This is a genomic window from Vibrio sp. ZF 223 (assembly GCF_003050585.1).
Taxonomy (GTDB): domain Bacteria; phylum Pseudomonadota; class Gammaproteobacteria; order Enterobacterales; family Vibrionaceae; genus Vibrio; species Vibrio crassostreae.
This window is the reverse complement of the sequence record NZ_PIGB01000006.1, coordinates 156,606-181,732: the sequence shown is the minus strand read 5'-3', so window position 1 is coordinate 181,732 and position 25,127 is coordinate 156,606. Positions and strand designations below refer to the sequence as shown.

Annotated in this window: 18 protein-coding genes; 1 reads left to right on the top strand and 17 read right to left on the bottom strand. The window is 45.6% G+C overall.

Annotation, left to right across the window (positions count from 1 at the left end; all coding sequences use genetic code 11):
• Positions 1-97 precede the first annotated feature (97 nt).
• Positions 98-943: a LysR family transcriptional regulator gene (locus CWO13_RS13750; RefSeq protein WP_048658036.1), complete on the top strand. Its 846-nt coding sequence runs from the start codon at positions 98-100 to the stop codon at positions 941-943.
• Here the strand turns inward: CWO13_RS13750 and CWO13_RS13745 are convergent.
• The 17 genes from CWO13_RS13745 to murE form a co-directional block, all read right to left on the bottom strand.
• Entirely contained in the window at positions 894-1,673 is a 780-nt protein-coding gene (locus tag CWO13_RS13745; protein ID WP_108083084.1) for a TSUP family transporter, read from the bottom strand. The genes CWO13_RS13750 and CWO13_RS13745 overlap by 50 nt on opposite strands.
• Positions 1,674-1,868: 195 nt before the next feature.
• The gene (carB, locus tag CWO13_RS13740) at positions 1,869-5,099 is read right to left on the bottom strand and encodes a carbamoyl-phosphate synthase large subunit (RefSeq protein WP_019823635.1); all 3,231 of its coding nucleotides are present in this window, start codon (positions 5,097-5,099) and stop codon (positions 1,869-1,871) included.
• Positions 5,100-5,115: 16 nt separating this feature from the next.
• Entirely contained in the window at positions 5,116-6,255 is a 1,140-nt protein-coding gene (gene carA, locus CWO13_RS13735; RefSeq protein WP_048609692.1) for a glutamine-hydrolyzing carbamoyl-phosphate synthase small subunit, read from the bottom strand.
• Between the two features lie 503 nt (positions 6,256-6,758).
• Positions 6,759-7,583, bottom strand: coding sequence for a 4-hydroxy-tetrahydrodipicolinate reductase (gene dapB, locus CWO13_RS13730; RefSeq protein WP_020628676.1), 825 nt, complete (start codon positions 7,581-7,583; stop codon positions 6,759-6,761).
• Between the two features lie 92 nt (positions 7,584-7,675).
• Positions 7,676-8,074 (bottom strand): 8-oxo-dGTP diphosphatase MutT, encoded by a 399-nt coding sequence (gene mutT / locus CWO13_RS13725; RefSeq protein ID WP_017098312.1) that lies wholly within the window; start codon positions 8,072-8,074, stop codon positions 7,676-7,678.
• A 349-nt stretch (positions 8,075-8,423) separates the two neighbouring features.
• Complete coding sequence (gene secA, locus CWO13_RS13720; RefSeq protein WP_048658034.1) at positions 8,424-11,150, bottom strand: preprotein translocase subunit SecA; 2,727 nt, start codon at positions 11,148-11,150, stop codon at positions 8,424-8,426.
• Between the two features lie 388 nt (positions 11,151-11,538).
• Positions 11,539-12,456, bottom strand: a complete 918-nt coding sequence (gene lpxC, locus CWO13_RS13715; RefSeq protein WP_010434751.1) for a UDP-3-O-acyl-N-acetylglucosamine deacetylase — start codon at positions 12,454-12,456, stop codon at positions 11,539-11,541.
• A gap of 96 nt (positions 12,457-12,552) precedes the next feature.
• Positions 12,553-13,782 (bottom strand): cell division protein FtsZ, encoded by a 1,230-nt coding sequence (ftsZ, locus tag CWO13_RS13710; RefSeq protein ID WP_017059291.1) that lies wholly within the window; start codon positions 13,780-13,782, stop codon positions 12,553-12,555.
• A 31-nt stretch (positions 13,783-13,813) separates the two neighbouring features.
• Complete coding sequence (gene ftsA / locus CWO13_RS13705) at positions 13,814-15,082, bottom strand: cell division protein FtsA (protein ID WP_010434747.1); 1,269 nt, start codon at positions 15,080-15,082, stop codon at positions 13,814-13,816.
• Positions 15,075-15,767 (bottom strand): cell division protein FtsQ/DivIB, encoded by a 693-nt coding sequence (locus CWO13_RS13700; RefSeq protein WP_375111984.1) that lies wholly within the window; start codon positions 15,765-15,767, stop codon positions 15,075-15,077. Before CWO13_RS13700 ends, ftsA begins: the two co-directional genes overlap by 8 nt.
• A 278-nt stretch (positions 15,768-16,045) precedes the next feature.
• Positions 16,046-17,506: a UDP-N-acetylmuramate--L-alanine ligase gene (murC, locus tag CWO13_RS13690; protein WP_102432159.1), complete on the bottom strand. Its 1,461-nt coding sequence runs from the start codon at positions 17,504-17,506 to the stop codon at positions 16,046-16,048.
• Between the two features lie 13 nt (positions 17,507-17,519).
• The gene (gene murG, locus CWO13_RS13685; protein ID WP_102432160.1) at positions 17,520-18,581 is read right to left on the bottom strand and encodes an undecaprenyldiphospho-muramoylpentapeptide beta-N-acetylglucosaminyltransferase; all 1,062 of its coding nucleotides are present in this window, start codon (positions 18,579-18,581) and stop codon (positions 17,520-17,522) included.
• 12 nt (positions 18,582-18,593) lie between these two features.
• The gene (ftsW, locus tag CWO13_RS13680; protein WP_102432161.1) at positions 18,594-19,790 is read right to left on the bottom strand and encodes a cell division protein FtsW; all 1,197 of its coding nucleotides are present in this window, start codon (positions 19,788-19,790) and stop codon (positions 18,594-18,596) included.
• Positions 19,791-19,812: 22 nt separating this feature from the next.
• The gene (gene murD / locus CWO13_RS13675) at positions 19,813-21,129 is read right to left on the bottom strand and encodes a UDP-N-acetylmuramoyl-L-alanine--D-glutamate ligase (protein ID WP_102432162.1); all 1,317 of its coding nucleotides are present in this window, start codon (positions 21,127-21,129) and stop codon (positions 19,813-19,815) included.
• 57 nt (positions 21,130-21,186) lie between these two features.
• Positions 21,187-22,269, bottom strand: coding sequence for a phospho-N-acetylmuramoyl-pentapeptide-transferase (mraY, locus tag CWO13_RS13670; RefSeq protein WP_048658030.1), 1,083 nt, complete (start codon positions 22,267-22,269; stop codon positions 21,187-21,189).
• Positions 22,266-23,639 (bottom strand): UDP-N-acetylmuramoyl-tripeptide--D-alanyl-D-alanine ligase, encoded by a 1,374-nt coding sequence (locus tag CWO13_RS13665; RefSeq protein WP_108083083.1) that lies wholly within the window; start codon positions 23,637-23,639, stop codon positions 22,266-22,268. The genes mraY and CWO13_RS13665 overlap by 4 nt, the downstream gene beginning before the upstream one ends.
• Positions 23,639-25,123, bottom strand: a complete 1,485-nt coding sequence (gene murE / locus CWO13_RS13660) for a UDP-N-acetylmuramoyl-L-alanyl-D-glutamate--2,6-diaminopimelate ligase (RefSeq protein WP_108083082.1) — start codon at positions 25,121-25,123, stop codon at positions 23,639-23,641. The genes CWO13_RS13665 and murE overlap by 1 nt, the downstream gene beginning before the upstream one ends.
• Positions 25,124-25,127: the final 4 nt, after the last annotated feature.

Sequence of the window (25,127 nt, the reverse complement as noted above, 5' to 3'; positions counted from 1 at the left end):
CCTAGCTTGTTTGATATCTATGAGCTCAAGACTAGAGAATGAATGTCGTTTCAGGTAACTTGATTCAATCATTCCCAACTTTCATGAATATACCCCAATGCTACTCGAAGGAATCGAAACTCTACTGGTATTGAGTAAAGCAAAGACCATGAGCCGCACAGGCAGTTTGCTTTATATCAGCCAATCAGCGGTCAGTAAACGGATTGCGAATTTAGAAAAGAAGCTAGGTAAAAAGCTCATTGAGCCGAGTGGCCGACAGATAAAACTCACGCCAGATGCGCTTGCATTAATCGAGAGTATTGGCCCTACATTCAATGAACTTCGCGGGCTTATTTATGAACAGCAAGAGTTGGAAGATACCACTCTCATCACCCTAGACAGCTCTAAGTCTCTGATAGCCGGTTATTTAGGTGAGATGATGGGCCAATTTATCCAGCAAGATAAGTACATCACCATAACCACCAACCACACGCCAAGAATCATAGAGCGAGTGCAATCTGGCAAGGCGACCTTGGGGTTGTGTGCTGGCTTGTTGCCACCGCATCATGGGTTGATGACCTTTCATCTATTTGATGAGCCGTTTTACATAGTGAGTAAGTCGCCGTTAACGGAGCTTCCTCCATTGGTGATTACCAACGATATGACCAACCCTGCCAACTCTTATCAGCTCTCAGTGTTAGAAAAGTTTGGTATTAAACCCTTGATGGAGATGGATGCCTACACCGCAGCAGCACAACTTGCATTGGGTGGGACTGGACCGGCCTTAATCCCACTCTCAATCGTAAAAACACTCAATATTGAGCCTAAATATCTGTATAGCTTCCACGAATTAGCAGGCTTAATTCGACCAATTCATATCTGTGTCAGACCAAATAGTTATCAGTCTCCACGTGTTAAAACACTGATAGAATCCATTGTTGATGCTGTTCCCAAAGCAGTTTAGACGCCATTAGCATCGACATCGCGATCACAAGAGGGCGAATCCATTTCTGCCCTTTTGTCACCACCACTTTAGCGCCAAGCTGAGCGCCCATAAAACCGCCGACTGCCATTACTAAACCCAACTCCCAAATTGGCAAACCAGCCAAAATAAAGAAAATTAAGGCCGCGATATTCGAGGTAAAGTTAAGTACCTTAGTACGCGCCGTTGCATCGACTAACGAGAAGTGACCAATCGCAACAAAGCAGACGGTGAAGATAGAACCTGTTCCTGGGCCAAAAAAGCCATCATAGAAACCCACACCGCCACCAACACACAGGGCAAACATCGCCTCAGAGATCTTCTGTTTTCCTTCAGACGCTCTAGTTTGGGGGGCTAACAGGAAATAGAGAGAGATAGCGATGAGCAGCAACGGGATAACACTGGTCAGTAAGCTCGCATCAATGTGTTGGACTAGCTCGGCACCAATTGCAGAACCAATAAAGGTACAAAAGATAGAGAGGCGCATCTCTTTAATACTGACGATACCATTGCGCACGAAATACCAACTCGCAGAGAAGCTGCCGAAGGAGCTTTGGAGTTTATTGGTTGCCAGTGCCTGCGTTGGTGGAACTCCAGCCGCTAGCAATGCTGGTAGAGTCAATAACCCACCGCCGCCAGCCATTGCATCAATAAAGCCTGCTGCCGTTGCGACAACAAACAAGATAGCCAATATTTCTAGAGTGATTTCCATATACCCAACGCCTTAAAGTCCTGTGTAGCGACAAGTTACCACTCACGGCAGACGAGCAATAACGAAACACAAGATTGTAACCTATTCCTGATTTTCATCATTTAACTCATGCTATCTAACAGACATAAAAAAGCCCACTCCGAAGAGTGGGCTTTGAGCATTCATATCCGCTTAACAGCGATACACTTTAGGCTATTAAGCTTGAGAAGCTTTAACCTGAGCGTGTAGCTCTTGAACTGAAGTTACTGAAGTTTTCGCGTCTGCAGTGTGCGCCATACAAGTCGCGAATGCAGCGTTTAGCGTAGTCGTGTAGTTCACTTTCTCAGCAAGTGCTCCACGACGAAGAACTTTAGAGTCTTCAATCGCTTGACGGCCAGCTGCAGTGTTCACGATATACGTGTACTCGTTATTCTTGATACGGTCAAGAATGTGAGGACGACCTTCGTGTACCTTGTTTACTAAACGTGGGTTGATACCCGCTTCACCAAGGATAACCGCAGTACCGTGAGTTGCGTCTAGCTGGTAACCAAGCTTAGATAGCTTAGATGCTAGGTCAACAACACGCTCTTTGTCGCCTTCGCGAACAGAAAGCAATGCACGACCGCCTTCAGGGTAGATGTGACCACAACCCAATTCTGCTTTAGAGTATGCTTCTGCGAATGTCGCGCCAACACCCATAACTTCACCAGTAGAGCGCATTTCTGGGCCTAACAGTGGGTCAACACCAGGGAACTTGTTGAATGGAAGTACAACTTCTTTCACTGAATAGTAAGGTGGGATGATTTCTTTCGTAAAGCCTTGAGACTCTAGAGATTGACCTGCCATTACACGAGCGGCAATCTTAGCGATTGGTGCGCCAGTTGCTTTAGATACGAATGGAACCGTACGTGCTGCACGAGGGTTAACCTCGATTAGGTACACTTCATTGTTCTTAACAGCAAACTGTGTGTTCATCAGACCACGAACACCCAACTCGAACGCTAGCTTTTCAACTTGCTCGCGCATTACGTCTTGGATTTCTTGGCTTAGCGTGTATGCAGGAAGAGAACATGCTGAGTCACCTGAGTGAACACCCGCTTGCTCGATATGCTCCATGATACCGCCGATAACAACGCGCTCACCGTCACAAATCGCATCTACGTCGACTTCAACAGCGTCGTCTAGGAAGCTATCAAGTAGTACTGGAGATTCGTTTGATACGCTAACTGCTTCGTTGAAGTAGCGACGTAAATCTTGCTCGTCGTATACGATTTCCATCGCACGACCACCAAGTACGTAAGAAGGACGTACAACAAGCGGGAAGCCGATTTCGCGAGATTTCTCAACCGCTTGCTCCATTGTTGTTACTGTCGCGTTTTCTGGCTGAAGTAGGCCTAGACGGTCTACAGCAACTTGGAAACGTTCACGGTCTTCTGCACGGTCGATTGCGTCTGGGCTAGTACCGATGATTGGCACGCCAGCCGCTTCAAGAGCACGAGCCAGTTTAAGTGGTGTTTGACCACCGTACTGAACGATAACGCCTTTTGGCTTCTCTACACGTGCGATTGCTAGTACGTCTTCCAGAGTTACTGGTTCGAAGTACAGACGGTCAGATGTATCGTAGTCTGTAGAAACTGTCTCAGGGTTACAGTTAACCATGATAGTTTCGTAGCCATCTTCACGTAGTGCTAGTGATGCATGTACACAACAGTAGTCAAATTCAATACCTTGGCCGATACGGTTTGGACCGCCGCCTAGAATCATGATCTTGTCTTTGTCTGTTGGGTTCGCTTCACACTCGTCATCGTAAGAAGAGTACATGTAAGCTGTATCAGAAGAGAACTCAGCCGCACATGTATCTACACGCTTGTACACTGGGTGGATATCGTATTGGTCACGCAGACGACGGATTTCGCTTTCCGCTACACCTAGAATCTTAGATAGGCGCGCATCAGCAAAACCTTTACGCTTAAGCTTGTTTAGCTCGTCTTTGTTCAGACCAGCAAAGCCTTTCGCTTTAAGTTCTTGCTCTAGCTTAACGATGTCTTCGATTTGAACTAGGAACCAACGGTCGATTTGCGTTAGGTTGAATACACCATCTACCGACATACCAGCACGGAATGCGTCAGCGATGTACCAAATACGCTCTGCGCCAGCTTCTTTCAGTTCGTGACGGATAGTCGTTAGAGCATCTGGTGCATCTAGGTCTACCATTTCGTCAAAACCAGTCGCGCCAACTTCTAGGCCGCGAAGTGCTTTTTGTAGAGATTCTTGTTGGTTACGGCCGATAGCCATAACTTCACCAACAGACTTCATTTGTGTCGTTAGACGGTCGTTAGCACCTGCAAATTTCTCGAAGTTAAAACGAGGAATCTTAGTTACTACGTAGTCGATTGTTGGTTCGAATGATGCTGGCGTTGCGCCGCCAGTGATGTCATTCATTAGCTCGTCTAGCGTGAAGCCAACAGCCAGTTTCGCTGCAATCTTAGCGATTGGGAAACCTGTTGCTTTAGAAGCTAGTGCTGAAGAGCGAGATACACGTGGGTTCATCTCGATGATAACCATACGGCCATCTTTCGGGTTGATACCAAACTGTACGTTTGAACCACCTGTTTCAACACCAATCTCACGCAATACTGCTAGAGATGCGTTACGCATTAGTTGGTATTCTTTATCTGTCAGCGTTTGAGCTGGAGCCACAGTGATTGAGTCACCTGTGTGAATACCCATTGGGTCGAAGTTTTCAATCGCACATACGATGATGCAGTTGTCGTTTTTGTCACGAACCACTTCCATCTCGTACTCTTTCCAACCGATAAGTGATTCATCGATAAGAAGTTCATTAGTTGGAGATAAGTCCAAACCACGACGACAGATTTCTTCAAATTCTTCTTTGTTGTAAGCGATACCGCCACCAGTACCACCCATCGTGAACGATGGACGAATGATACAAGGGAAGCCAACCATGTCTAAAACTTTGTAAGCTTCTTCCATCGTTTTCGCTGTATCAGCAGTTGGACACTCAAGGCCAATTGCTTTCATTGCTTTATCGAAGCGTGAACGGTCTTCTGCTTTATCGATAGCGTCAGCCGTTGCCCCAATCATTTCAACACCGAACTCTTCAAGAACACCGTGCTTTTCTAGGTCTAGAGCACAGTTCAATGCAGTTTGGCCACCCATAGTAGGTAGAACTGCATCAGGCTTCTCTTTAGCGATGATGTTACGCACAACTTCCCATTGGATAGGTTCGATGTAAGTTGCATCGGCCATATCTGGGTCAGTCATGATTGTCGCTGGGTTCGAGTTTACAAGAATAACTCGGTAACCTTCTTCGCGAAGCGCTTTACAAGCTTGAGCACCAGAGTAATCGAACTCACATGCTTGGCCGATAACGATCGGGCCAGCACCTAGAATAAGAATACTTTTAATGTCAGTACGTTTTGGCATTGTCTACTACTCCGAATTACGCTGTGTGCTGTTTGATTAGTTCAATAAAGTGGTCGAATAACGGCGCTGCGTCTTCTGGACCTGGGCTTGCTTCAGGGTGACCTTGGAAGCTGAATGCTGGTTTGTCTGTACGGTGAATACCTTGTAGAGAACCATCAAATAGTGATTTGTGCGTTGCACGTAGTGTCTCTGGAAGGGTTTCTTCGTCAGCAGCAAAGCCGTGGTTTTGCGAAGTAATCATCACAACATCACGATCTAAATCTTTAACCGGGTGGTTTGCACCGTGGTGACCAAACTTCATCTTCACTGTCTTAGCGCCTGACGCAAGAGCAAGAATCTGGTGACCTAGACAGATACCGAAGATTGGTAAGCCTTTTTCTAGGAACACTTTTGTCGCTTCAATTGCGTAAGTACATGGTTCTGGGTCACCAGGGCCATTTGAAAGGAAAACACCGTCTGGGTTCAGAGCTAGTACTTCTTCAGCAGAAGTTTCAGCAGGAACAACCGTTAGGCGGCAGCCGCGGTCAACAAGCATTCGTAGGATGTTTCGTTTTGCACCGAAGTCATAAGCAACAACGTGGTATGGCAATTCAGAGTCTGCTTTCGCTTCAGGAAGTCCACCCGTAAGCGTCCACGAACCTTGTTTCCATTGATACGCTTCTTTTGTTGTAACTTCTTTCGCAAGGTCCATACCTTTCAGGCCAGGAAATTCTTTTGCTTTAGCTAGAGCCAAAGCTTCGTCTAAATTGTTACCCGCTACGATACAACCGTTCTGAGCGCCTTTTTCACGAAGAATACGCGTCAGTTTACGAGTATCGATATCAGCGATACCAACAACGTTTTGCGACTTAAGGTAATCAGAAAGGGATTGTTCATTACGGAAGTTAGAAGCGATTAGAGGGAGATCGCGAATCACAAGGCCTTGAGCGTGGATTGAAGAAGATTCTTCGTCTTCGGAATTGGTTCCGGTATTGCCAATGTGAGGGTAAGTAAGGGTAACGATTTGTTGAGAATAGGAAGGATCAGTGAGGATTTCTTGGTACCCCGTCATCGAGGTATTAAAAACGACTTCACCAACTGCAGAACCTACAGCGCCAATGGCTTCACCGTGAAATACTGTCCCATCTTCTAGGACGAGTAGTGCTGACTTCTTCAAGACAACCTCCAGAAATAAAAATGCATTAAAATTGATTTAATTTGCAAATCTACCTTCCTGCAACACCAGAAACTGCGTGTTTATGGAAATTAGACAAATTGGCGGTATTTTAGTGATGTGCGTGATACGTGTCAACATTTAACGCAAAAGAAATTAAACATTTGTAAGGACTAATTCAATTTACGCCATCAAAGCTTCAAAAGTTCAACTTTTATGCTCATTTCGGCCGAATATTACGATTTTCTAATTTTCACCCCTCATTTTAGCCAACCATAGAGTAATAAAAATATCAGCAACAAAACGCAATCGATAAATACAAAGAGAAAAGATCGTAATTTAAAGACCTAAAACAAAAAACACATTATAAGCATTAAAAAAGACAGTTAAATAAGAGAAAATCGACGATAAGAAGAAACTATAGGGAGGTTTGTAAAAGGGATATTACGAAGGGAAATGTATCAAATAAAGAAAGCGCCGGCAATTGCCAGCGCATAAATATCTATTTACAGGTCATTCAAACCTAGGACATCAGTCATGGTATAAAAGCCGGCTGGTTTATCATTTAACCAGACTGCAGCCTTGATTGCGCCATTAGCGAAAGTCATTCGATCAGTGGCTTTATGGGTAATTTCCACTCGCTCACCGATATCAGCAAACATAGCGGTGTGTTCACCAATAATGTCACCGGCACGAATCGTCGCGAAACCAATCTCATCTTTAGTACGCTCGCCAGTAATACCTTCGCGTGACCATACAGCTACATCGTTCAGCTCGTTGCCCATCGCACCAGCAATCGCTTCGCCCATACCAATCGCAGTACCAGAAGGTGCATCGACTTTATGGCGGTGGTGCGCCTCAACGATCTCGACATCACAGTAATCGCCCATCACTTTAGCGGCCTTCTCTAGCAGCTTAAAGACCAGGTTCACACCAACGCTGTAGTTAGGTGCCATTACGATAGCCATCTCTTTTGAAGCAGCATCAATCACCTGCTTCTCTTCTTCAGAGAAACCCGTCGTACCGATAATCAGTTTTTTACCGTGACGTTTACAAAGTTCAATATTCGCTAATGTGCTAACAGGGGCAGTAAAATCGACGATCACGTCAAACTCTTCGATGGCTTTAGACAGGTCATCGACTAGAGCAACATCAAAACGACCTTCACCGCATAACTCACCGACATCTACGCCGACCAAAGATGACTCTGGACGCTCTGAACCAGCTCCAACACTTGCTTCTGAATTATGATGAGCGGCTTTCACCAAGTTGCGGCCCATGCGGCCCGCTGCTCCTGCAATTGCAATTCTTACCACTGCGAATATCTCCATTGTTTTGGTTACGGTTGCCGCTTATCTCTTGCAGCAACGTTCAATCGATTAATCTCTTTAAACTAACAACAATCTCAAACTCAGGCTAGCAATTACGAAAACTCTTTTATCACTCGCTCTAAAATTGGCACATTTGCCTCTGGGAAGGCGTATTGATTCAATGATTCTAGGCTTACCCATTCACCTTGTTGACCTTCTTTGCCATAAGGTTGTTCCTCAAAGTCAGTCACAAGGATGAAGTCGAACTTAAGCGACTTATCGGTGTAATCAAACTCAAGGTGCTCAAACAGAGACTGTTCTGTCACCTTGATGCCAATCTCTTCATCAAGCTCACGAGTCATAGCTTGTTCAATGGTTTCGCCCACTTCAACCTTGCCACCAGGGAACTCCCAAAAACCGCCCTTGTGTTTGTCGTCCGGACGTTTAGTGATAAATACCTGTGACTTATCTTGGTTAAAGATAATGCCAGCTACAATATGGATTCTTTTCATGTGTTGGTGTTCCTTAATAAAACGCTTAACTCACATAGTCCCTGAATACGTCATCCTCCAGAAGGAGGAACGACTGAGTTGGGGATATAAAACAACGTGAGCCTAACTAAACGAGATTCCCTACTACGCTCGTTCCTCGCTATAGGGAATGACGACTTCCTTGCGTAACAAAGTAAGCCACGAAATTTACATACAAAAAGAGCCGCCTAAGCGACTCTTTATATTCTATTTATCAGTTTTATGAAGCTAAGTTGTAGTGCTTGAGAGCAAGGAGGTGGCACAGAGCTTACGACTGTAAGTGAGTACCACCAACGCAGCTATCATGCGCTACAACAACGATTCATTAAACTTACGCGATTTTACCGTGACACTGCTTGTACTTCTTGCCACTTCCACATGGACATGGCTCGTTACGACCCACTTTACGCTCATCACGTACTACCGTTTGTGGAGATGCCGCTTCAGCTTCATTGTCACCTAGCTGGTTTTCAGCCGTTGCATGTTGTGCCTGTGCACGACGCGCCGCTTCTTCAGCTTGAGCTTGACGTTGAGCTTCCATCTTTTCAACTTCTTCTTGTTGCTGAACGCGAACTTTAGAAAGGATGGTAACAACGTCTGTTTTTAGTACATCTAGTAGGCCTTCAAACAGTTCAAACGACTCGCGCTTGTACTCTTGTTTCGGGTTCTTCTGAGCATAACCACGCAGGTGGATACCTTGACGAAGGTGATCCATCGCAGCCAAATGCTCTTTCCAAAGACCGTCTAGCGTTTGTAGCATCACAGATTTCTCGAAGTTACGCAGTACTTGAGCACCAACCACTTCTTCTTTCTGTTTGTACGAATCAACCGCCATGCCAAGAATACGCTCACGCAAAGCTTCTTCATAAAGCTTGTCGTCTTCGTCTAACCAACCTTGAATATCAAAGTCTAGATCAAAGTCATTCTTCAGACGATCTTGTAGACCCGCGATATCCCACATGTCTTCAAGAGACTGAGGTGCGATGTATTCATCAATGACTGATGCCAGTACATCTTCACGGTTGTGTTCGATCATCTCACTGATGTCGTCAGAACTCATCAGTTCGTCACGAAGCTCATAAACCACTTTACGTTGGTCATTGGCTACATCATCGTACTCAAGAAGCTGCTTACGGATATCGAAGTTACGACCTTCAACTTTACGTTGTGCTTTTTCAATTGAGCGAGAAAGCATCTTAGATTCGATCGCTTCGCCTTCGTCCATACCACTTTGGATAAGACCAGCCATACGATCCGATGTAAAGATACGTAGCAGAGAATCTTCCATTGATAGGTAGAAACGAGAAGAACCCGCATCACCTTGACGACCAGAACGACCACGTAGCTGGTTATCGATACGGCGAGATTCATGACGTTCAGTACCTATGATGTGCAGACCACCTGACTCAAGTACTTTATCGTGGATTACTCTCCAATCAGCTTTGATCTTCTCGATCTGCTCTTTGGTTGGATTCTCTAGCTTCTCAACTTGTGCCTGCCAGCTACCACCTAACACGATATCGGTACCACGACCGGCCATGTTAGTTGCGATAGTTACCGCACTCGGCATACCAGCTTGTGCAACGATCTCTGCTTCCATTTCGTGGAACTTAGCATTTAGAACGCTGTGCTTAATTTTTGCTTTTTTCAGTGCATTAGACAGTAGTTCAGACTTCTCGATAGAAACCGTACCAACCAGTGATGGCTGACCAGCTGCGACACGGTCTTTGATGTCTTCAATGATCGCGTTGAACTTGTCTTCTTCAGTACGATAAACCACATCTGGCATATCGTTACGCACCATAGGTTTGTTGGTTGGGATAACCACTGTTTCTAGGCCGTAGATAGACTGGAATTCGAAAGCTTCAGTATCGGCAGTACCTGTCATACCTGACAGTTTTTCGTATAGACGGAAGAAGTTCTGGAATGTAATCGATGCTAGCGTCTGGTTTTCATTCTGAATCTTCACTCCTTCTTTAGCTTCAACAGCTTGGTGTAAACCTTCAGACCAACGACGACCTGGCATAGTACGACCAGTATGTTCATCAACGATAACCACTTCGCCTTCTTCAGTAACGATGTAATCGACGTCTTTCTCAAACAATACGTGTGCACGCAGCGCTGCATTAACATGGTGCAATAGGCTGATATTTGTTGGAGAGTAAAGCGTGTCACCCTCTTCCATCAGACCGTTTTTCACCATTAGCTCTTCTACAAATTCTTGACCGTTTTCAGTCAGGTGAACCTGCTTCGATTTCTCGTCCATGGTGTAATGACCTTCACCACGGTACTCTTCAGAATCTTCTTTATCTTGGCGCTCAAGGTTAGGAATCAACGTGTTAATACGCGTGTAAAGATCTGAACTATCTTCAGCTGGGCCAGAGATAATAAGTGGAGTACGAGCTTCATCGATTAAGATTGAGTCAACTTCATCGACAACAGCGAAGAAGCGTTCACGTTGAACACGATCTTCAGCACGGAAAGCCATGTTGTCACGTAGGTAATCGAAACCAAACTCGTTGTTTGTTCCGTATAGGATGTCAGCTTGGTACGCTTCTTTTTTCTCTGGCGGAGCCATGTTTGGCACGTTCACGCCAACCGTCATACCAAGGAATTCAAATAATGGGCGGTTTGTTTCCGCATCACGCTTCGCTAGGTAGTCGTTCACCGTTACTACGTGAACACCTTTGCTAGGTAGGGCGTTAAGATAAGCTGGTAAGGTTGCTGTAAGAGTCTTACCTTCACCAGTACGCATTTCTGCAATTTGGCCAGCATTTAGAACCATGCCGCCAATCATTTGCACGTCAAAGTGACGCATGCCGTAAACACGCTTAGACGCTTCACGTACCGTAGCAAATGCTTCCGGTAGAAGCTGGTCTAGCGATTCACCTTTATCTAAGCGCTCACGAAACTCAACCGTTTTTGCTTTTAGCTCTTCGTCTGAAAGTGCTTCAAACGTTGGTTCGTAGTTATTAATTTCTTTTACAATTTTTCTAAGGCGGCGCAGTGTTCTGTCATTGCGACTGCCAATTACCTTTGTCAGCAGCTTAGTAATCATGTGCTTGGAATCTCTTCGTTCTCAGATCGTCCGCGATCTATTTTAAATGCCGTCAGTCTCTACTAGCTATGAACTAGTCTTCAGTTACTAACCAAGGATACTGAGATAAATCTAGTATCTTTGATATTGTACTTGAGAGTAGAGTTTTCAAGGCTTGAGTTAAAATTAATGCCCTTTAGTGTAAGTAATTTTCACACCAACGACCATTTATAACCCCATTTGTTTGATGTGCTTGGAACTTTTCTTTCTAATTGCTGACGGATTAGCCAGACTGTAGCCCATTGGTAGTCAACTTTCGGATGTTGACGACACTGTATCTGGAAAATAGATACAAAAAAACCAGGTCAATGACCTGGTTTTCGAAATCTTATATTGTTGTAAACAACAATTACGCTAGAACCATTCCTGGCTCAGCAAATGCAACAGGAGAGCCTACTTCTTCTTCGAATGTTGCCCATTCCCAAGCTTCTGCGTCAGCAAGTACTGCACGTAGTAGTTGGTTGTTTAGGCCGTGACCTGATTTGTATGCACGGAACTCACCAATAATAGCGTGTCCACACATGTAAAGGTCACCAATCGCATCCAGTACTTTGTGAGTTACGAACTCATTGTCAAAACGTAGACCTTCTTCATTAAGAATTCGGTATTCGTCTAGAACGATAGCGTTATCGAAGCTACCGCCAAGTACTAGGTTTTGAGATTGTAGATACTCAATATCGCGCATGAAGCCGAAAGTACGAGCGCGAGAGATTTCTTTCACAAAGCCTTGTGAAGAGAAATCAAACAACAAACGTTGCTCATCAGATTCAATTGCTGGGTGGTTAAAGTCGATCTCAAAGTCCATACGGAAGCCGTTAAATGGAACAAACTCTGCCCACTTATCGCCATCTTCAAAACGGATAGGCTTTTTGATACGAATAAAACGCTTCGCTGCATTCAGTGTTTCTACACCCGCTTGCTGTAGCAAGTATACGAATGGGCTTGCGCTACCATCCATAATTGGGATCTCAGGAGCATCTACTTCAACAATAATGTTGTCGATGCCCATACCCGCTAGAGCTGCGTTAAGGTGTTCCACTGTAGAGATACGTACGCCTTCGTCATTAACAAGAGCTGTACATAGCATAGTGTCACGAACTGACGCTGGATCAGCTGGGAAATCTACAGGTGGATTTACATCTGTACGACGATAAACAATGCCTGTATTTGCAGCTGCCGGGCGAAGAGTAAGTGTGACTTTACGACCAGAGTGGAGACCCACACCAGTTGTTTTCACAATTTCTTTCAGAGTACGTTGTCTGATCATCTGCTTGCCTCGTTATCAGTGCTACAAATCACGGTCAGTATTTACCGACCGCGAATTTTACCATTAATTCGACGATAGTCAAATTTTGGGTATTTGTTAATCAGCCTGACGTCGTAAGAATGCTGGAATATCTAAGTATCCACTCTCTTTCTCAGCCTTAGGTGCTGCACTTTGGCTAGCGCCTGTACCTGAAGAAACAGGAGACGTTGTTGGCTGCGGCTTAACTTGAGGTTTAACCTCAGTTTTTTCTTGCAATGGCTGTGCCACTTTCTCTTCCACTTTTGGTGCAGTTTGAGCCGCTACCTGTGGTTGAGGAGTTGGTGCAACCTTAGCTTTACCACCAGCAACTAATGTAATGTCTGGTTTTTTCTCTGTACCGATACCTGTTGCAACAACAGTTACACGGATTTCATCCGTCATATCAGGGTCTAGAGAAGTACCAATCACAACTGTTGCGTTATCAGATGCGAATGCCTTAACTGTATTACCTACTGTTTCGAACTCATCTAGACGCATATCTAGGCCTGCAGTGATGTTCACAAGAACGCCACGCGCACCAGCTAGGTCGATGTCTTCTAGTAGTGGGCTAGAAATTGCCGTTTCAGCAGCTTCTTCAGCACGGTCTTCACCTTTTGCGATACCGCTACCCATCATTGCATGACCCATCTCAGACATTACGGTGCGAACATCCGCGAAATCGACGTTAATCATACCAGGGCGAGTAATTAGCTCAGCGATACCTTGTACAGCGTTTTTAAGTACATCATTTGCACTTGCGAAAGCTTCTAGCAGAGTTACGCCGCGGCCAAGTACTTTAAGTAGCTTCTCATTTGGAATCGTAATTAAAGAATCCACATGCTTAGAAAGCTCTTCAATACCTTGCTCAGCAAACGCTAAACGCTTTTTGCCTTCAAAGCTAAATGGCTTAGTTACAACAGCAACAGTTAGCACACCCAACTCTTTCGCAACTTCAGCAATAACTGGAGCAGCACCTGTACCAGTACCACCGCCCATACCAGCTGCGATAAATACCATATCGGCGCCAGTTAGAACTTCTTTAATTCTTTCTCGATCTTCGAGAGCTGCATCACGGCCAACTTGTGGGTTTGCACCAGCGCCCAAACCTTTAGTGATATCACCACCAATTTGGATCACGCTGCTCACGCTCGTTTTACGAAGTGCTTGTGCATCAGTGTTAACACTGATGAATTCTACACCTTCGATTGATTCACGTACCATGTGCTCAACAGCGTTACCGCCACCGCCACCAACTCCAACGACTTTAATTACTGCATCGTCAGACATTTCCATCATCGGTTCAAACATGTGTTATCTCCGTTTTTTCCTGCAACTCAGGTTAAAACTCTTTTTGTATCCAATTACGCAATTTACCAAATAAACCAGACATAGAAGGTGCTGAACGCTTAGGTTCGCTGTAATCACCTTCATCACTGATCTGACAATCTCTTGCGTAATGAAGTAAACCAACCGCCGTAGAATGATACGGCTCTTTAACATAGTCAGTTAAGCCACTAACTTCTAACGGCTTACCAACTCGAACTTGATTGCGGAAAACACGTTCCGCACACTCTACCAATCCGTCAATTTGTGCCGCTCCACCAGTGAGAACGACGCCAGCTGCAAGGTGGTGTTTAATACCTTCATCACGTAGCTGTAATTGAACCGTATCAATAGTTTGGTTAACGAGACCCATAAGTTCAGTGTAACGTGGTTCAATCACTTCCGACAAAGTTTGTCTTTGCAAACTTCTCGATGGGCGACCACCAACACTAGGGACGTTAACAGAGTCATCCTTGCTTACGAGTTCACTCAGAGCGCAACCATGGTTTACTTTTATCTCTTCAGCATCGCTCACTGGCGTGCCGAAAGCGAAGGCAATATCACTGGTTACTGCATTTCCTGCGTAGGAAAAGACTTCTGTGTGTCGCAATGCGCCGCCAGTCCAAATGGAAATGTCCATCGTACCTGCACCGATATCTACAACACAGACTCCAAGCTCTCTCTCGTCTTCAGTAATTACCGCATTGCTTGAGGCAAGTCCTGAAAACACGATTTGTTCTACTGTGAGACCACATCGCTCAACAGCTTTAATAATGTTTCTCGCCATGTCGCTATGGCAAGAAATTAGGTGAACACTGACTTCCATTCGAACACCAGATAAGCCAAGTGGGTTCTTAATCCCCTCTTGATAATCAATGGTAAATTCTTGTGGGATCACGTGCAGAATTCTCTGCTCATCACCAATTTTAATTGATTTCGCGGTATGGATCGCTCGATCCATATCGTCTTGAGACACCTCTTCATCAGAGATAGTGCCCATGCCTTTTTCAATTCGGCTTGCGATATGTTTACCCGATAGCGAGATAAATACATTGCTGATTTGGCATTCCGCCATCAACTCTGCTTGATCAATAGCTCGCTGAACCGACTTAACTACCGACTCTAGGTCGTTTACACCACCTTTATCCATACCTCTGGATGGGCTTTGCCCAGAACCAATGATATTGATTTGACCATCAGGCAATATTTCACCAACCAGAGCTGATATGGTCGCAGTGCCTATATCAAGACCAACGATTATGTTGTCATCTGCGGTCTTAGTCATCTGTGCTCTCTTCTAACTCTTGCTCTGGAAACCAGCCTACAGCGGCTCCCGTATCATACCTGAGGTCGATGTAGCTCACTTGATTCGCTTTACTACCAAGTTCGTTGTAAAGCGAAATGAAGCGTTCAACACGCTCATCTAAAGAATCTTTACCTAGTTCTAAACGGATACCGTTATCTAGGATTATTTGCCAAGCGCGACGTTCATTGAGAACGAGTGAGGTAACGGTTAACCCTAGACTGTTAATCAAAGGGGTTATCTGTCGCCACTTCTCTATCACTTCTTGGCTGGTGCCTTCTGGGCCATAAAGCTTAACTCTATCGCCCTTCAACAGGCCGATATCACCATTAAACACCTGACCATCGTCATTCAACAGCATGTTGCCGTTCCAGATTGCTGCTGCATGGTACTCAGTCAAAAATACTTTTATTGTATCTGGCCACTGCTTACGAATGGAGACCACTGAAACCCAAGGTAACGCTTCTAAACTGTCTTGCAACACACCGATGTCTTGCGACATGAATGTTCCAATATGCTCTAGCTCGCCAAAGGCATGTTGGACATCACCAGCGGTTACGTAAGTTAAGTCGCCTTGAAGTACTATTTTGGAGAGAGGCAATCGCTGATCGTCCCACATCCAAGTCAGTGTGGTATAGAAAAGAAACCCAATGAATAGCAATACCATGACAAAAAAAGACCCGCCTAAAGCGTGTTTCTTGAGCGACGGTAAACTGAATAGGTGGCGGTTTTCGCTAAAAGTACTTTCTACCAAAGCCCGCATTCCCTGTCGTTGGTTCGCAATTCTATTCCCTATCTTCGTAATAGAGGTAAAAGCACTTACTTTAACCTATGAATTATACTGAGCAAAATCAAACTATCAAACGTTGATAATAAGATTTTTGGTCAATTTTAGGTCAATCGCAAGAAACGAGCGATCGACCACAGTATGTAGACGCTATTCTGTTACGCGTTCTGCATTTTATTAATGTCTAACTGTAACGATTCCAACTGCTTCGCCACTCGACCAACATCGCCTGCACCCTGCGTTAAAACAAGGTCACCGCCTTGAATTACGTTGGCTAAAGCCGATGGCAGTGCGTTGATATCGGCAACAAAGATTGGATCTATCTTACCACGCCCGCGAATGGTTCGACTTAATGAACGTCCGTCAGCCCCTGCAATGGGTTTCTCACCTGCAGAATAAACATCTAACAGAATTAGGACATCAACCTGTTCAAGAACGTTCGCAAAATCATCATAAAGATCGCGTGTTCGGCTGTAACGGTGCGGTTGAAAGATCATTACAAGGCGTTTGTCAGTCCAGCCACTGCGAGCCGCTTGAATCGTCACATCCACTTCGGTTGGGTGATGACCGTAATCATCGACCAACATCGCCACGCCTTTACCCGTTTCGTACTCACCAAGGTGATCGAAACGACGACCAGTACCTTCCGTTCCCGCCATCGCTTTTAGAATCGCTTCATCGCAGATGTCATCTTCTGTTGCAACCGCAATCGCCGCTGATGCATTCAGTGCGTTGTGGCGACCTGGAATATTCAACGTAATATCTAAGTTCGCTTTGCCTTCACGTACCACCGTGAACTTACCTTGTTGACCTTCTTGTACGTAGTTCTCAATACGGATATCCGCATCTTCTGAGAAACCGTAAGTAATCACTTGGCGACTTACCTGAGGGATAAGCTCGCGCACGACTGGATCATCAACACACATCACAGCCTGACCGTAGAATGGCAGGTTGTGTAAGAAATCAATAAACGTCTGCTTTAGCGTTTCAAAATCACCGCCATAAGTATCCATATGATCCGCTTCAATGTTAGTCACGATACTAACCATCGGTTGCAGATGTAAGAATGACGCATCACTCTCATCGGCTTCAGCGATAAGAATACGGCTTGAGCCTAAACGTGCGTTAGTACCTGCACTTTTCACCAAACCACCGTTTACGAAGGTTGGATCTAGGCCTGCTTCCGAGTAAATCTGTGTCACTAGCGCAGTCGTGGTTGTCTTACCGTGCGTACCTGCCACAGCAATGCCGTGACGAAAACGCATCAGCTCAGCCAGCATTTCGGCACGGCGAACGATAGGTGTGCGCGCTTCACGAGCTGCAATAATTTCTGGGTTTTCTTCGTTGATAGCGGTTGAAACCACCACCACACTTGCGTCGGCAACGTTACTCGCTTGGTGACCGATATAAACGGTCGCACCCTTGCTAACTAAACGATCGGTCACTGGGTTTTGAGCAATATCAGAACCCGTGATCTGGTAGCCTTCATTCAACAGGACTTCAGCGATCCCGCTCATGCCGGCCCCACCAATACCAATGAAGTGGATAGATTTAACACGGCGCATCTCTGGCACCATTGCACGGATTTGCGCTAAGTCTTGGGTATGTTCAATCGTCATCAATTCAATCTCATTATTTTGCTAAAGCTTTAATCGCTTCAGCGACGGTCACATCAGCATCAAGCTTGGCAGCTTGACGCGCTTTTGTAGCCATCATTTTTAATTCATTTCTATCAAGCTCGGCGATGGTGTTCGCTAGCTTATCAGCCGTCAGTTGAGGCTGTTCAATCATTAGCGCTGCGCCACACTCAACCAAGTGATCGGCGTTCAGTGCTTGTTGTCTGTCTTTGTGCATAAACGGAACGAAGATAGAACCTACCCCCGCCGCAGAGACTTCAGATACAGTTAATGCTCCTGAGCGACACACTAATAGATCTGCCCACTCATAAGCTTGCGCCACATCATCAATAAATTCAGTCACTTGAACATTATCTACAGAGTGTGATTTATATTGTTCAATCACTTGTTGTTGATTGTTCTTACCCGCTTGGTGCATCACTGTGAAGCCTTCGCCAAGCTGAGCCATCGTCACTGGCAAGGTATCGTTGAGGATTTTTGCACCCTGACTACCGCCCATAACCAAGATACGGATGTCACCGTCACGCTCTGCTATGCGTTGCTCTGGTTCAGCTAAGGCAACCACATCTTCACGTACTGGGTTACCCACTACTTCTGCAGTAGGAAATGCACCAGGGAAAGCTTGGAAAACCTTTTTGGCAATCTTAGACAGCCACTGGTTAGTTAAACCTGCCACTGCATTTTGTTCATGCAGAACCACTGGAATACCGGACAACCATGCCGCGATACCACCCGGGCCACTTACGTAACCACCCATGCCAAGCACCACATCAGGCTGCCACGCTTTGATATGCTGCTTTGCTTGAAGTATGGCATTAATAATCTGAAACGGCGCTTTAATTAACTTGCTAATGCCTTGACCACGCAGGCCTTTCACCTTGATGAAGTCGATCTCAATACCATGCTTTGGCACCAAATCCGCTTCCATTCTGTCTGCCGTTCCTAACCAGCGAATTTCCCAGCCTTGTTGCTGAAGCTTTTTAGCTACCGCTAACCCTGGAAAAACGTGACCGCCAGTACCACCAGCCATCACTAAAAGTTTTTTGTTTTGTTTCATAACGTTAGATTCTTATTCTACTAATTCGTTTTGATTATCGGCTTGTTCTTTCTGCTGCATTCGGCATTCGTGATCGATACGCAGTAGCATAGACACCGCCACCGACATCACGATAAGACTTGAACCACCATAACTGATCAGCGGTAAGGTTAAGCCTTTGGTTGGGACGATACCTGAAGCAGCCCCCACATTAACAAGCGTCTGAAATGCAAACCAAATACCAATACCAAATGCCAGATAACCACTGAATACTTGGTCGTTTTCAAAAGCCTTTTTACCAATAAGAATGGCTTTAAAAACCAAGCTAAAGATCAGCATCAACACTAAGGTTACGCCAACAAAACCCAATTCTTCTGCCAACACAGCAAATACAAAATCGGTGTGCGCTTCCGGTAGGTATTCGAGTTTCTGAATTGAGTTACCCAGCCCTTGCCCCATCCAATCACCACGGCCGAACGCCATCAATGACTGAGTTAGCTGGTAACCACTGCCGAACGGGTCGTTCCAAGGTTCCCAGAATGAGGTAACACGTCGAACACGATAAGGTTCTATAACAATCAAACCAACGACCGCGGCAATACCTGCCACCATCAAGGCGATAAACTGTGAAAGCTTGGCTCCCGCAATGAACAGCATGCCAAACAGGGTAACTAGCATTACGACCACTGTACCTAAATCGGGCTGGCCCAGCAGCAGCACGGCAAAAGCGCCGAACACCATGATGGGTTTTGCAAAACCACCGAAGAAGGTTTTTCTCACTTCGTCTTGTTTACGAACCAAGTAGCCCGCCATAAAGATAAACAGCGATAACTTGGCGACTTCAGCAGGTTGTAAGTTAAATAGCCCTAAAGGGATCCAACGCGATGCGCCATTAACCGACTTACCGACGGCTAATACCACAATCAGCAAGAAGAAGGACAAGCCCAGTAGATACATACTGTATTGAAACCAGCGCTGCATCGGGATTTGCAATATGACGCTGGAGACACCTAACGCCAACACAAGGAAGATGGCATGACGGAACATAAAGTGAAACGGCTGATCGGTTAAACGAGCACTGATAGGAAACGAAGCCGACGTTACCATCACTAAGCCCGTCAGCATCAGTCCAAGAGCAATCCATACCAATTGACGATCGTAAAGCGCCTCTGGTGTGGCACGGTTAAGCCATTGCCAAATGGATTGATTAATCTCTTTCACTCTTTGCACTGAATGTTAGTCCTTCAACACGTTAGGCATACTCATGAGCAAGTTCAGTGAACGCATCACCTCTTGCCATGAAGTTATTAAATTGATCGAAGCTGGCACACGCTGGGGACAACATCACCATATCACCGGCAACTAACTGCTTCGAGATACTCTCAATAATGTCACGCATAGTTTCAAACGTCTCAGACGATGGGTGCAACGGCATAAATTGCGCGGCATCTTCACCAAAACAACACAATTGAACGCGCTCTAGTTGCGACAACACAGGCTTAAGCTCACTGAAGTCGGCACCTTTACCAACCCCACCAACCAGAAGATACAAAGTACCTTGGCACTCTAAACCCGACAGAGCCGCTAATGTACTGGCTACGTTGGTCGCTTTTGAGTCATTAACCCATTTGATTTCGCGCTTGTCAGCCACCACTTGGCAACGATGCGTCAAACCATTGTAGGCCTTCAAGGCTTCAAGGCTTTTGCTGTAATCAATACCGACTTGTTTAAGCAGTGCAAGCGAGACTAACGCATTTGCCACATTGTGACGTCCAACCAATGTTAAATCTTGGGTAGCAAGTACAGGCTTACCGTTGTCCATGAGCCATTCAATGCCGTCAACTGTCGCGACACCAAACTCTTGGTCATCGAGTCCGAATGTTACTAATGACATGTTGTGGTCTGGATACGTCTCTTTGTCGTCGCGGTTTACAATCGCATATTGAGCATTATTAAAGATTCTTAGCTTGGCATCGCGGTAATCGGCCATGCCTTGGTAGCGATCCATATGGTCTTCTGACAGATTCAGAAATGCTGCTGCTGCTAAGTTTAGGCTTGATGTTGTTTCTAACTGAAAGCTTGAAAGCTCAAGAACATATAAATCAGCATCAAGCTCTAGAAGATCTAAGGCAGGAATACCGATGTTGCCACCCACACCGACATTCAAACCTGCAGCCTTTGCAAGTACGCCAGTAAGGTCGGTCACAGTGCTCTTGCCGTTAGAACCCGTGATAGCTACAACGGGTTTGTCTACCGCCCAGCCAAATAGTTCAATATCGCCAACAACCGGGGTTCCCGCTTGAATAACATCTTGTATTTCAGGGGTCGCGAGTGCGATACCTGGGTTAGCTACCACCAAATCAGCTTCCGCTAACCATTGGCTATTCCAACTTCCAGAATGCAGCTCTACCGATTCAGGTAAAGATTCCTTTCCTGGTGGTAGCTCTCGCGTATCAATGACCTTCACATGCGTATGAGGCTGATATTTTACGAGATGTTTAACGACAGAGAGCCCGGTAATACCGAGCCCCACAACCACTACATTTTGAATATTTTGCCAACGTTCCATTTAAACAAGATGCTCTTAATAGTTTTAAAGAGCCCCTACTCAGAGGCTCACACAGGATTAACGAACTTTCAGTGTCGCTAGGCCAACCAGTACTAATACCATTGAGATGATCCAAAAACGCACGATAACACGCGGCTCTGGCCAACCTTTCAGTTCATAGTGGTGGTGAATCGGTGCCATGCGGAAAATACGCTGACCACGCAATTTGTAAGAGCCCACCTGCAGAATCACTGACAGGGTCTCCATTACAAATACACCGCCCATGATAACCAGTACCAACTCTTGGCGAACTAACACAGCAATCACACCCAATGCACCGCCCAGTGCTAGCGAACCAACATCGCCCATGAATACTTGAGCTGGGTAGGTGTTGAACCATAGGAAACCTAGGCCTGCACCGACGATAGCAGTACATACAACCACAAGCTCAGAAGTGTACGGGATGTATGGAATGTGTAGATATGCCGCGAAGTTAACGTTACCTGTCGCCCATGCAATCACAGCAAAACCAGCAGCAACCATAACCGTCGGCATAATCGCCAAACCATCTAGGCCGTCTGTTAGGTTTACCGCGTTACTGGTACCCACAATAACAAAATAAGTCAGTACGATGTACAATAAACCTAATTGTGGCATCACATCTTTAAAGAAAGGAACAACCAGTTGGGTTGCCGCAGTATCGTGTCCGTGAGCATACAGAGCAAACGCCACAACCAATGCAATCGCTGATTGCCAGAAGTACTTCCAGCGAGCGATCAAGCCATCAGTGTTTTTACGAACCACTTTACGGTAGTCATCAACAAAGCCAACCGCACCGTAACCGCCAAGCACAACCAATACCGCCCAAACGTAAGGATTAGAAAGATCAGCCCACATTAATACCGTAATAATAATGGCAGCTAGGATCATCACGCCGCCCATGGTTGGTGTACCACGTTTGCTAAAGTGAGATTCAGGACCGTCGTTACGAACAACTTGGCCAATTTGTAGCATTTGCAGACGCTCAATTAAACGAGGTCCCATCCACAACGACAGACATAAAGCCGTCAAAATACTCGCGATTGCACGAAACGATAAGTATTCGAACAAACGGAAAAAAGAAAAGTGTGGCTGTAGTAGCTCTGCAAGCCAAATTATCATGAAAAGTTCTCCTTTAAAGCAGCGGCTATTTTACTCATTCCTGCACTATTCGCGCCTTTTACCAACAAGGTATGTGGCGCGTTTTCTGGCAAGCTTAAGTGCTGCTCTATGTGCGCGATCATCGCTTGATGCGTTGCAAAGTGGGTACCATTACAGACCTCACTAATCACCTTGGTATCATCACCGTAAGTGAGTACATGCTCAAAAGCGAATGGGGCAGCATATTCACCGACTTGACGGTGAAGTGCAAGGCTTTCGTCGCCTAATTCAGCCATATTGCCTAAAATCAACCAACGCTGACCTTTGAAGCTAGACAGTAGTTTAGCTGCCGCCTTCATCGCGGGTACGCTGGCGTTATAACTGTCATCTATCAGCTTGATATTCTGACTTAATTGTTGAACCTCAACTCGCCCTTTGACAGAGATAAGATTCGCTAAACCATTTTTTACTTCTTCAAGCGTGGCACCAAATTGGATACTCAACGCTGCTGCAGCCAACGCATTCGCTACGTTATGCTGACCAATAATGCCAAGCTCAACAGGCATAGCGCCTTGCGGTGTTTGCATCTCAAAACAAGCTTCGCCCTGCTCATTAATGCGAATATTCTTAGCAAAGTAATCCGCCGTGTTGTCGCTTTCTGAAAATGTCAGTACCGTTTTATCTGCAAGTACTTCATTCCAAAAGTCGCCACCGTTGCTTTCTAGATTAACAATAGCAGTATCACCAGCAGCAAGCCCCTGAAAGATTTCACCTTTCGCTTGTTTAACACCATCAATTGAGCCAAAGCCCTCTAGATGCGCCGCTGCGACGTTATTAACTAATGCCACCTGTGGTTTCACAAGCTGGGTGGTATAGGCGATTTCACCAATGTGGTTCGCGCCCAGTTCTATCACGGCATAGTCGTCATTGGGTTCACTGCGCAGCAAGGTTAGTGGTACTCCAATATCATTATTGAAGTTACCCGCCGTAAACAGCACTTTGCCACGTTGTTGCAGAATGCTCGCCACCATCTCTTTGACGGTCGTTTTACCACAGCTTCCTGTTATCGCCATGGTTGGCACGTCACATTGTTTGTGGATCCAAGCACTTAGCTGACCTAAAGCAAGTTTAGTGTCTTCAACAACAACTTGAGTAATATTTAGGTCAAGTTTTCGTTCGACTAACAACGCACTCGCATTTGCCTCAACCGCTTGATGACAAAAGTCATGCGCATCGAAACGTTCTCCGACAATAGCAACAAACAATGCGCCTTCTTCAACGGTGCGAGTGTCGGTAGAAACGGCATTAATTACGACATTGTTTGAGTTAGCATCCTCAATCAATTCACCGCTGACCGCTGAACAAATCTGTTCGAGTGATACATCAATCATTATGAAATACCTAAAAGTTGAAGCGCAGACTCTCGGTCTGAGTAATGTACCGTTTTGTCTTTCAATACTTGGTAATCTTCATGGCCTTTACCAGCCAAAAGAATAATGTCATTACTGCCAGCCTGTTCTAGGGCAAACTTAACCGCTTGATAGCGATCGTGTTCGACGAATGCAGATTCAGGTTCGCTTAAGCCAGCTAGCATATCTTTAACAATCAAAGCAGGATCTTCGCTGCGAGGATTGTCATCTGAAATAATAATTTTGTCGGCGAACTGCTCAGCCGTTACCGCCATCATTGGGCGCTTACCAGTGTCACGGTCACCACCGCAGCCAAAGATAGCCCACAATTTTCCAGAGCAGTGAACTCGCAGTGCTGCCAATGCTTTCTCTAACGCATCGGGCGTATGAGCATAATCGACAACCACTTTTGCCTTGTTCGGAGTTTGGAAAAGCTCCATACGGCCAATCACAGGTTGAAGTTGAGATGCAGTGTCGACCAAGGTTTGCTTGTCGATGCCCAATGACAGCAGAGTCGCGAAAGCAACCAATACATTTGATGCGTTGAATTGACCAATTAAAGGAACCGAAAGCTGACCTTGCCCCCAGCTACCATCGAAAGACATCTGAATACCTGTTTCTGCATAAGCGACATCAGATGCCCATACCGACTGTTGGTAACCAGACAGAGGAAGTAATGAAACAGCTATCGCATTGGACAAATCTGACATCCACGCTTTGCCGACTTTGTCATCCACATTGATCACAGCGTGCTTGCATTTATGCTCAGTAAACAGGCTCTTCTTAGCCAAAGCGTACTCTTCCATCGTGCCATGGTAATCAAGATGATCACGGCTCAAGTTAGTGAATACACCCACTTCAAAGTCCAAGGCTTTAACGCGACCTTGCACCAAACCATGAGAAGAGATTTCCATCGCAGTATAAACGGCTTTTTCTTCAGCCAACTCACTCAGCGTGCGCTGTATTTCAATCGCACTGCCTGTGGTGTTAGCCGCTATTTTTAGATTATCTAAGAAACCATTACCTGTGGTGCCCATTACTGCTGAGCGTTGACCGACTAGGTCTAGCCACTGAACAATCAATTGAGTGATGGTAGTTTTGCCATTGGTGCCAGTAACACCAATTAGTTTGGTCGCTTGAGAAGAATAAACTCGACCAGCCAGTTTAGAGAGAATTGAGTTTAGCTCTGCCACATACACAACAGGAACTGCATTCAACCACTCAACCAAGCCATGAGCTTTATCATCACCCGCTTGTGCAATGACGGCTTTCGCACCTTGAGCGATAGCTTTGTCGATAAAGCGACGACCATCAACGGCATGTCCAACAATGGCAACAAAGATATCACCGTCCTTGATCGCACGGCTATCCAACTCCAATTGCTCAACAGCAATCGCATCTAGCTCAGAAGAACTGAAGTCTCCCCAAAGAGAAAGTAAAGATGACAGCGTGAGGCTATTACTCATATTG

Excerpts from the sequence above, each read along its gene's own strand:
- lpxC (WP_010434751.1), bottom strand. The coding sequence starts at position 12,456 with ATGATCAGACAACGTACTCTGAAAGAAATTGTGAAAACAACTGGTGTG.
- secA (WP_048658034.1), bottom strand. The coding sequence starts at position 11,150 with ATGATTACTAAGCTGCTGACAAAGGTAATTGGCAGTCGCAATGACAGA.
- CWO13_RS13750 (WP_048658036.1), top strand. The coding sequence starts at position 98 with ATGCTACTCGAAGGAATCGAAACTCTACTGGTATTGAGTAAAGCAAAG.
- murC (WP_102432159.1), bottom strand. The coding sequence starts at position 17,506 with ATGACGATTGAACATACCCAAGACTTAGCGCAAATCCGTGCAATGGTG.
- ftsZ (WP_017059291.1), bottom strand. The coding sequence starts at position 13,782 with ATGTTTGAACCGATGATGGAAATGTCTGACGATGCAGTAATTAAAGTC.
- CWO13_RS13745 (WP_108083084.1), bottom strand. The coding sequence starts at position 1,673 with ATGGAAATCACTCTAGAAATATTGGCTATCTTGTTTGTTGTCGCAACG.
- CWO13_RS13700 (WP_375111984.1), bottom strand. The coding sequence starts at position 15,767 with ATGGTATTGCTATTCATTGGGTTTCTTTTCTATACCACACTGACTTGG.
- CWO13_RS13665 (WP_108083083.1), bottom strand. The coding sequence starts at position 23,639 with ATGATTGATGTATCACTCGAACAGATTTGTTCAGCGGTCAGCGGTGAA.
- ftsA (WP_010434747.1), bottom strand. The coding sequence starts at position 15,082 with ATGACTAAGACCGCAGATGACAACATAATCGTTGGTCTTGATATAGGC.
- mraY (WP_048658030.1), bottom strand. The coding sequence starts at position 22,269 with ATGATAATTTGGCTTGCAGAGCTACTACAGCCACACTTTTCTTTTTTC.
- murG (WP_102432160.1), bottom strand. The coding sequence starts at position 18,581 with ATGAAACAAAACAAAAAACTTTTAGTGATGGCTGGTGGTACTGGCGGT.
- dapB (WP_020628676.1), bottom strand. The coding sequence starts at position 7,583 with ATGGAGATATTCGCAGTGGTAAGAATTGCAATTGCAGGAGCAGCGGGC.
- mutT (WP_017098312.1), bottom strand. The coding sequence starts at position 8,074 with ATGAAAAGAATCCATATTGTAGCTGGCATTATCTTTAACCAAGATAAG.
- murD (WP_102432162.1), bottom strand. The coding sequence starts at position 21,129 with ATGGAACGTTGGCAAAATATTCAAAATGTAGTGGTTGTGGGGCTCGGT.
- carB (WP_019823635.1), bottom strand. The coding sequence starts at position 5,099 with ATGCCAAAACGTACTGACATTAAAAGTATTCTTATTCTAGGTGCTGGC.
- murE (WP_108083082.1), bottom strand. The coding sequence starts at position 25,123 with ATGAGTAATAGCCTCACGCTGTCATCTTTACTTTCTCTTTGGGGAGAC.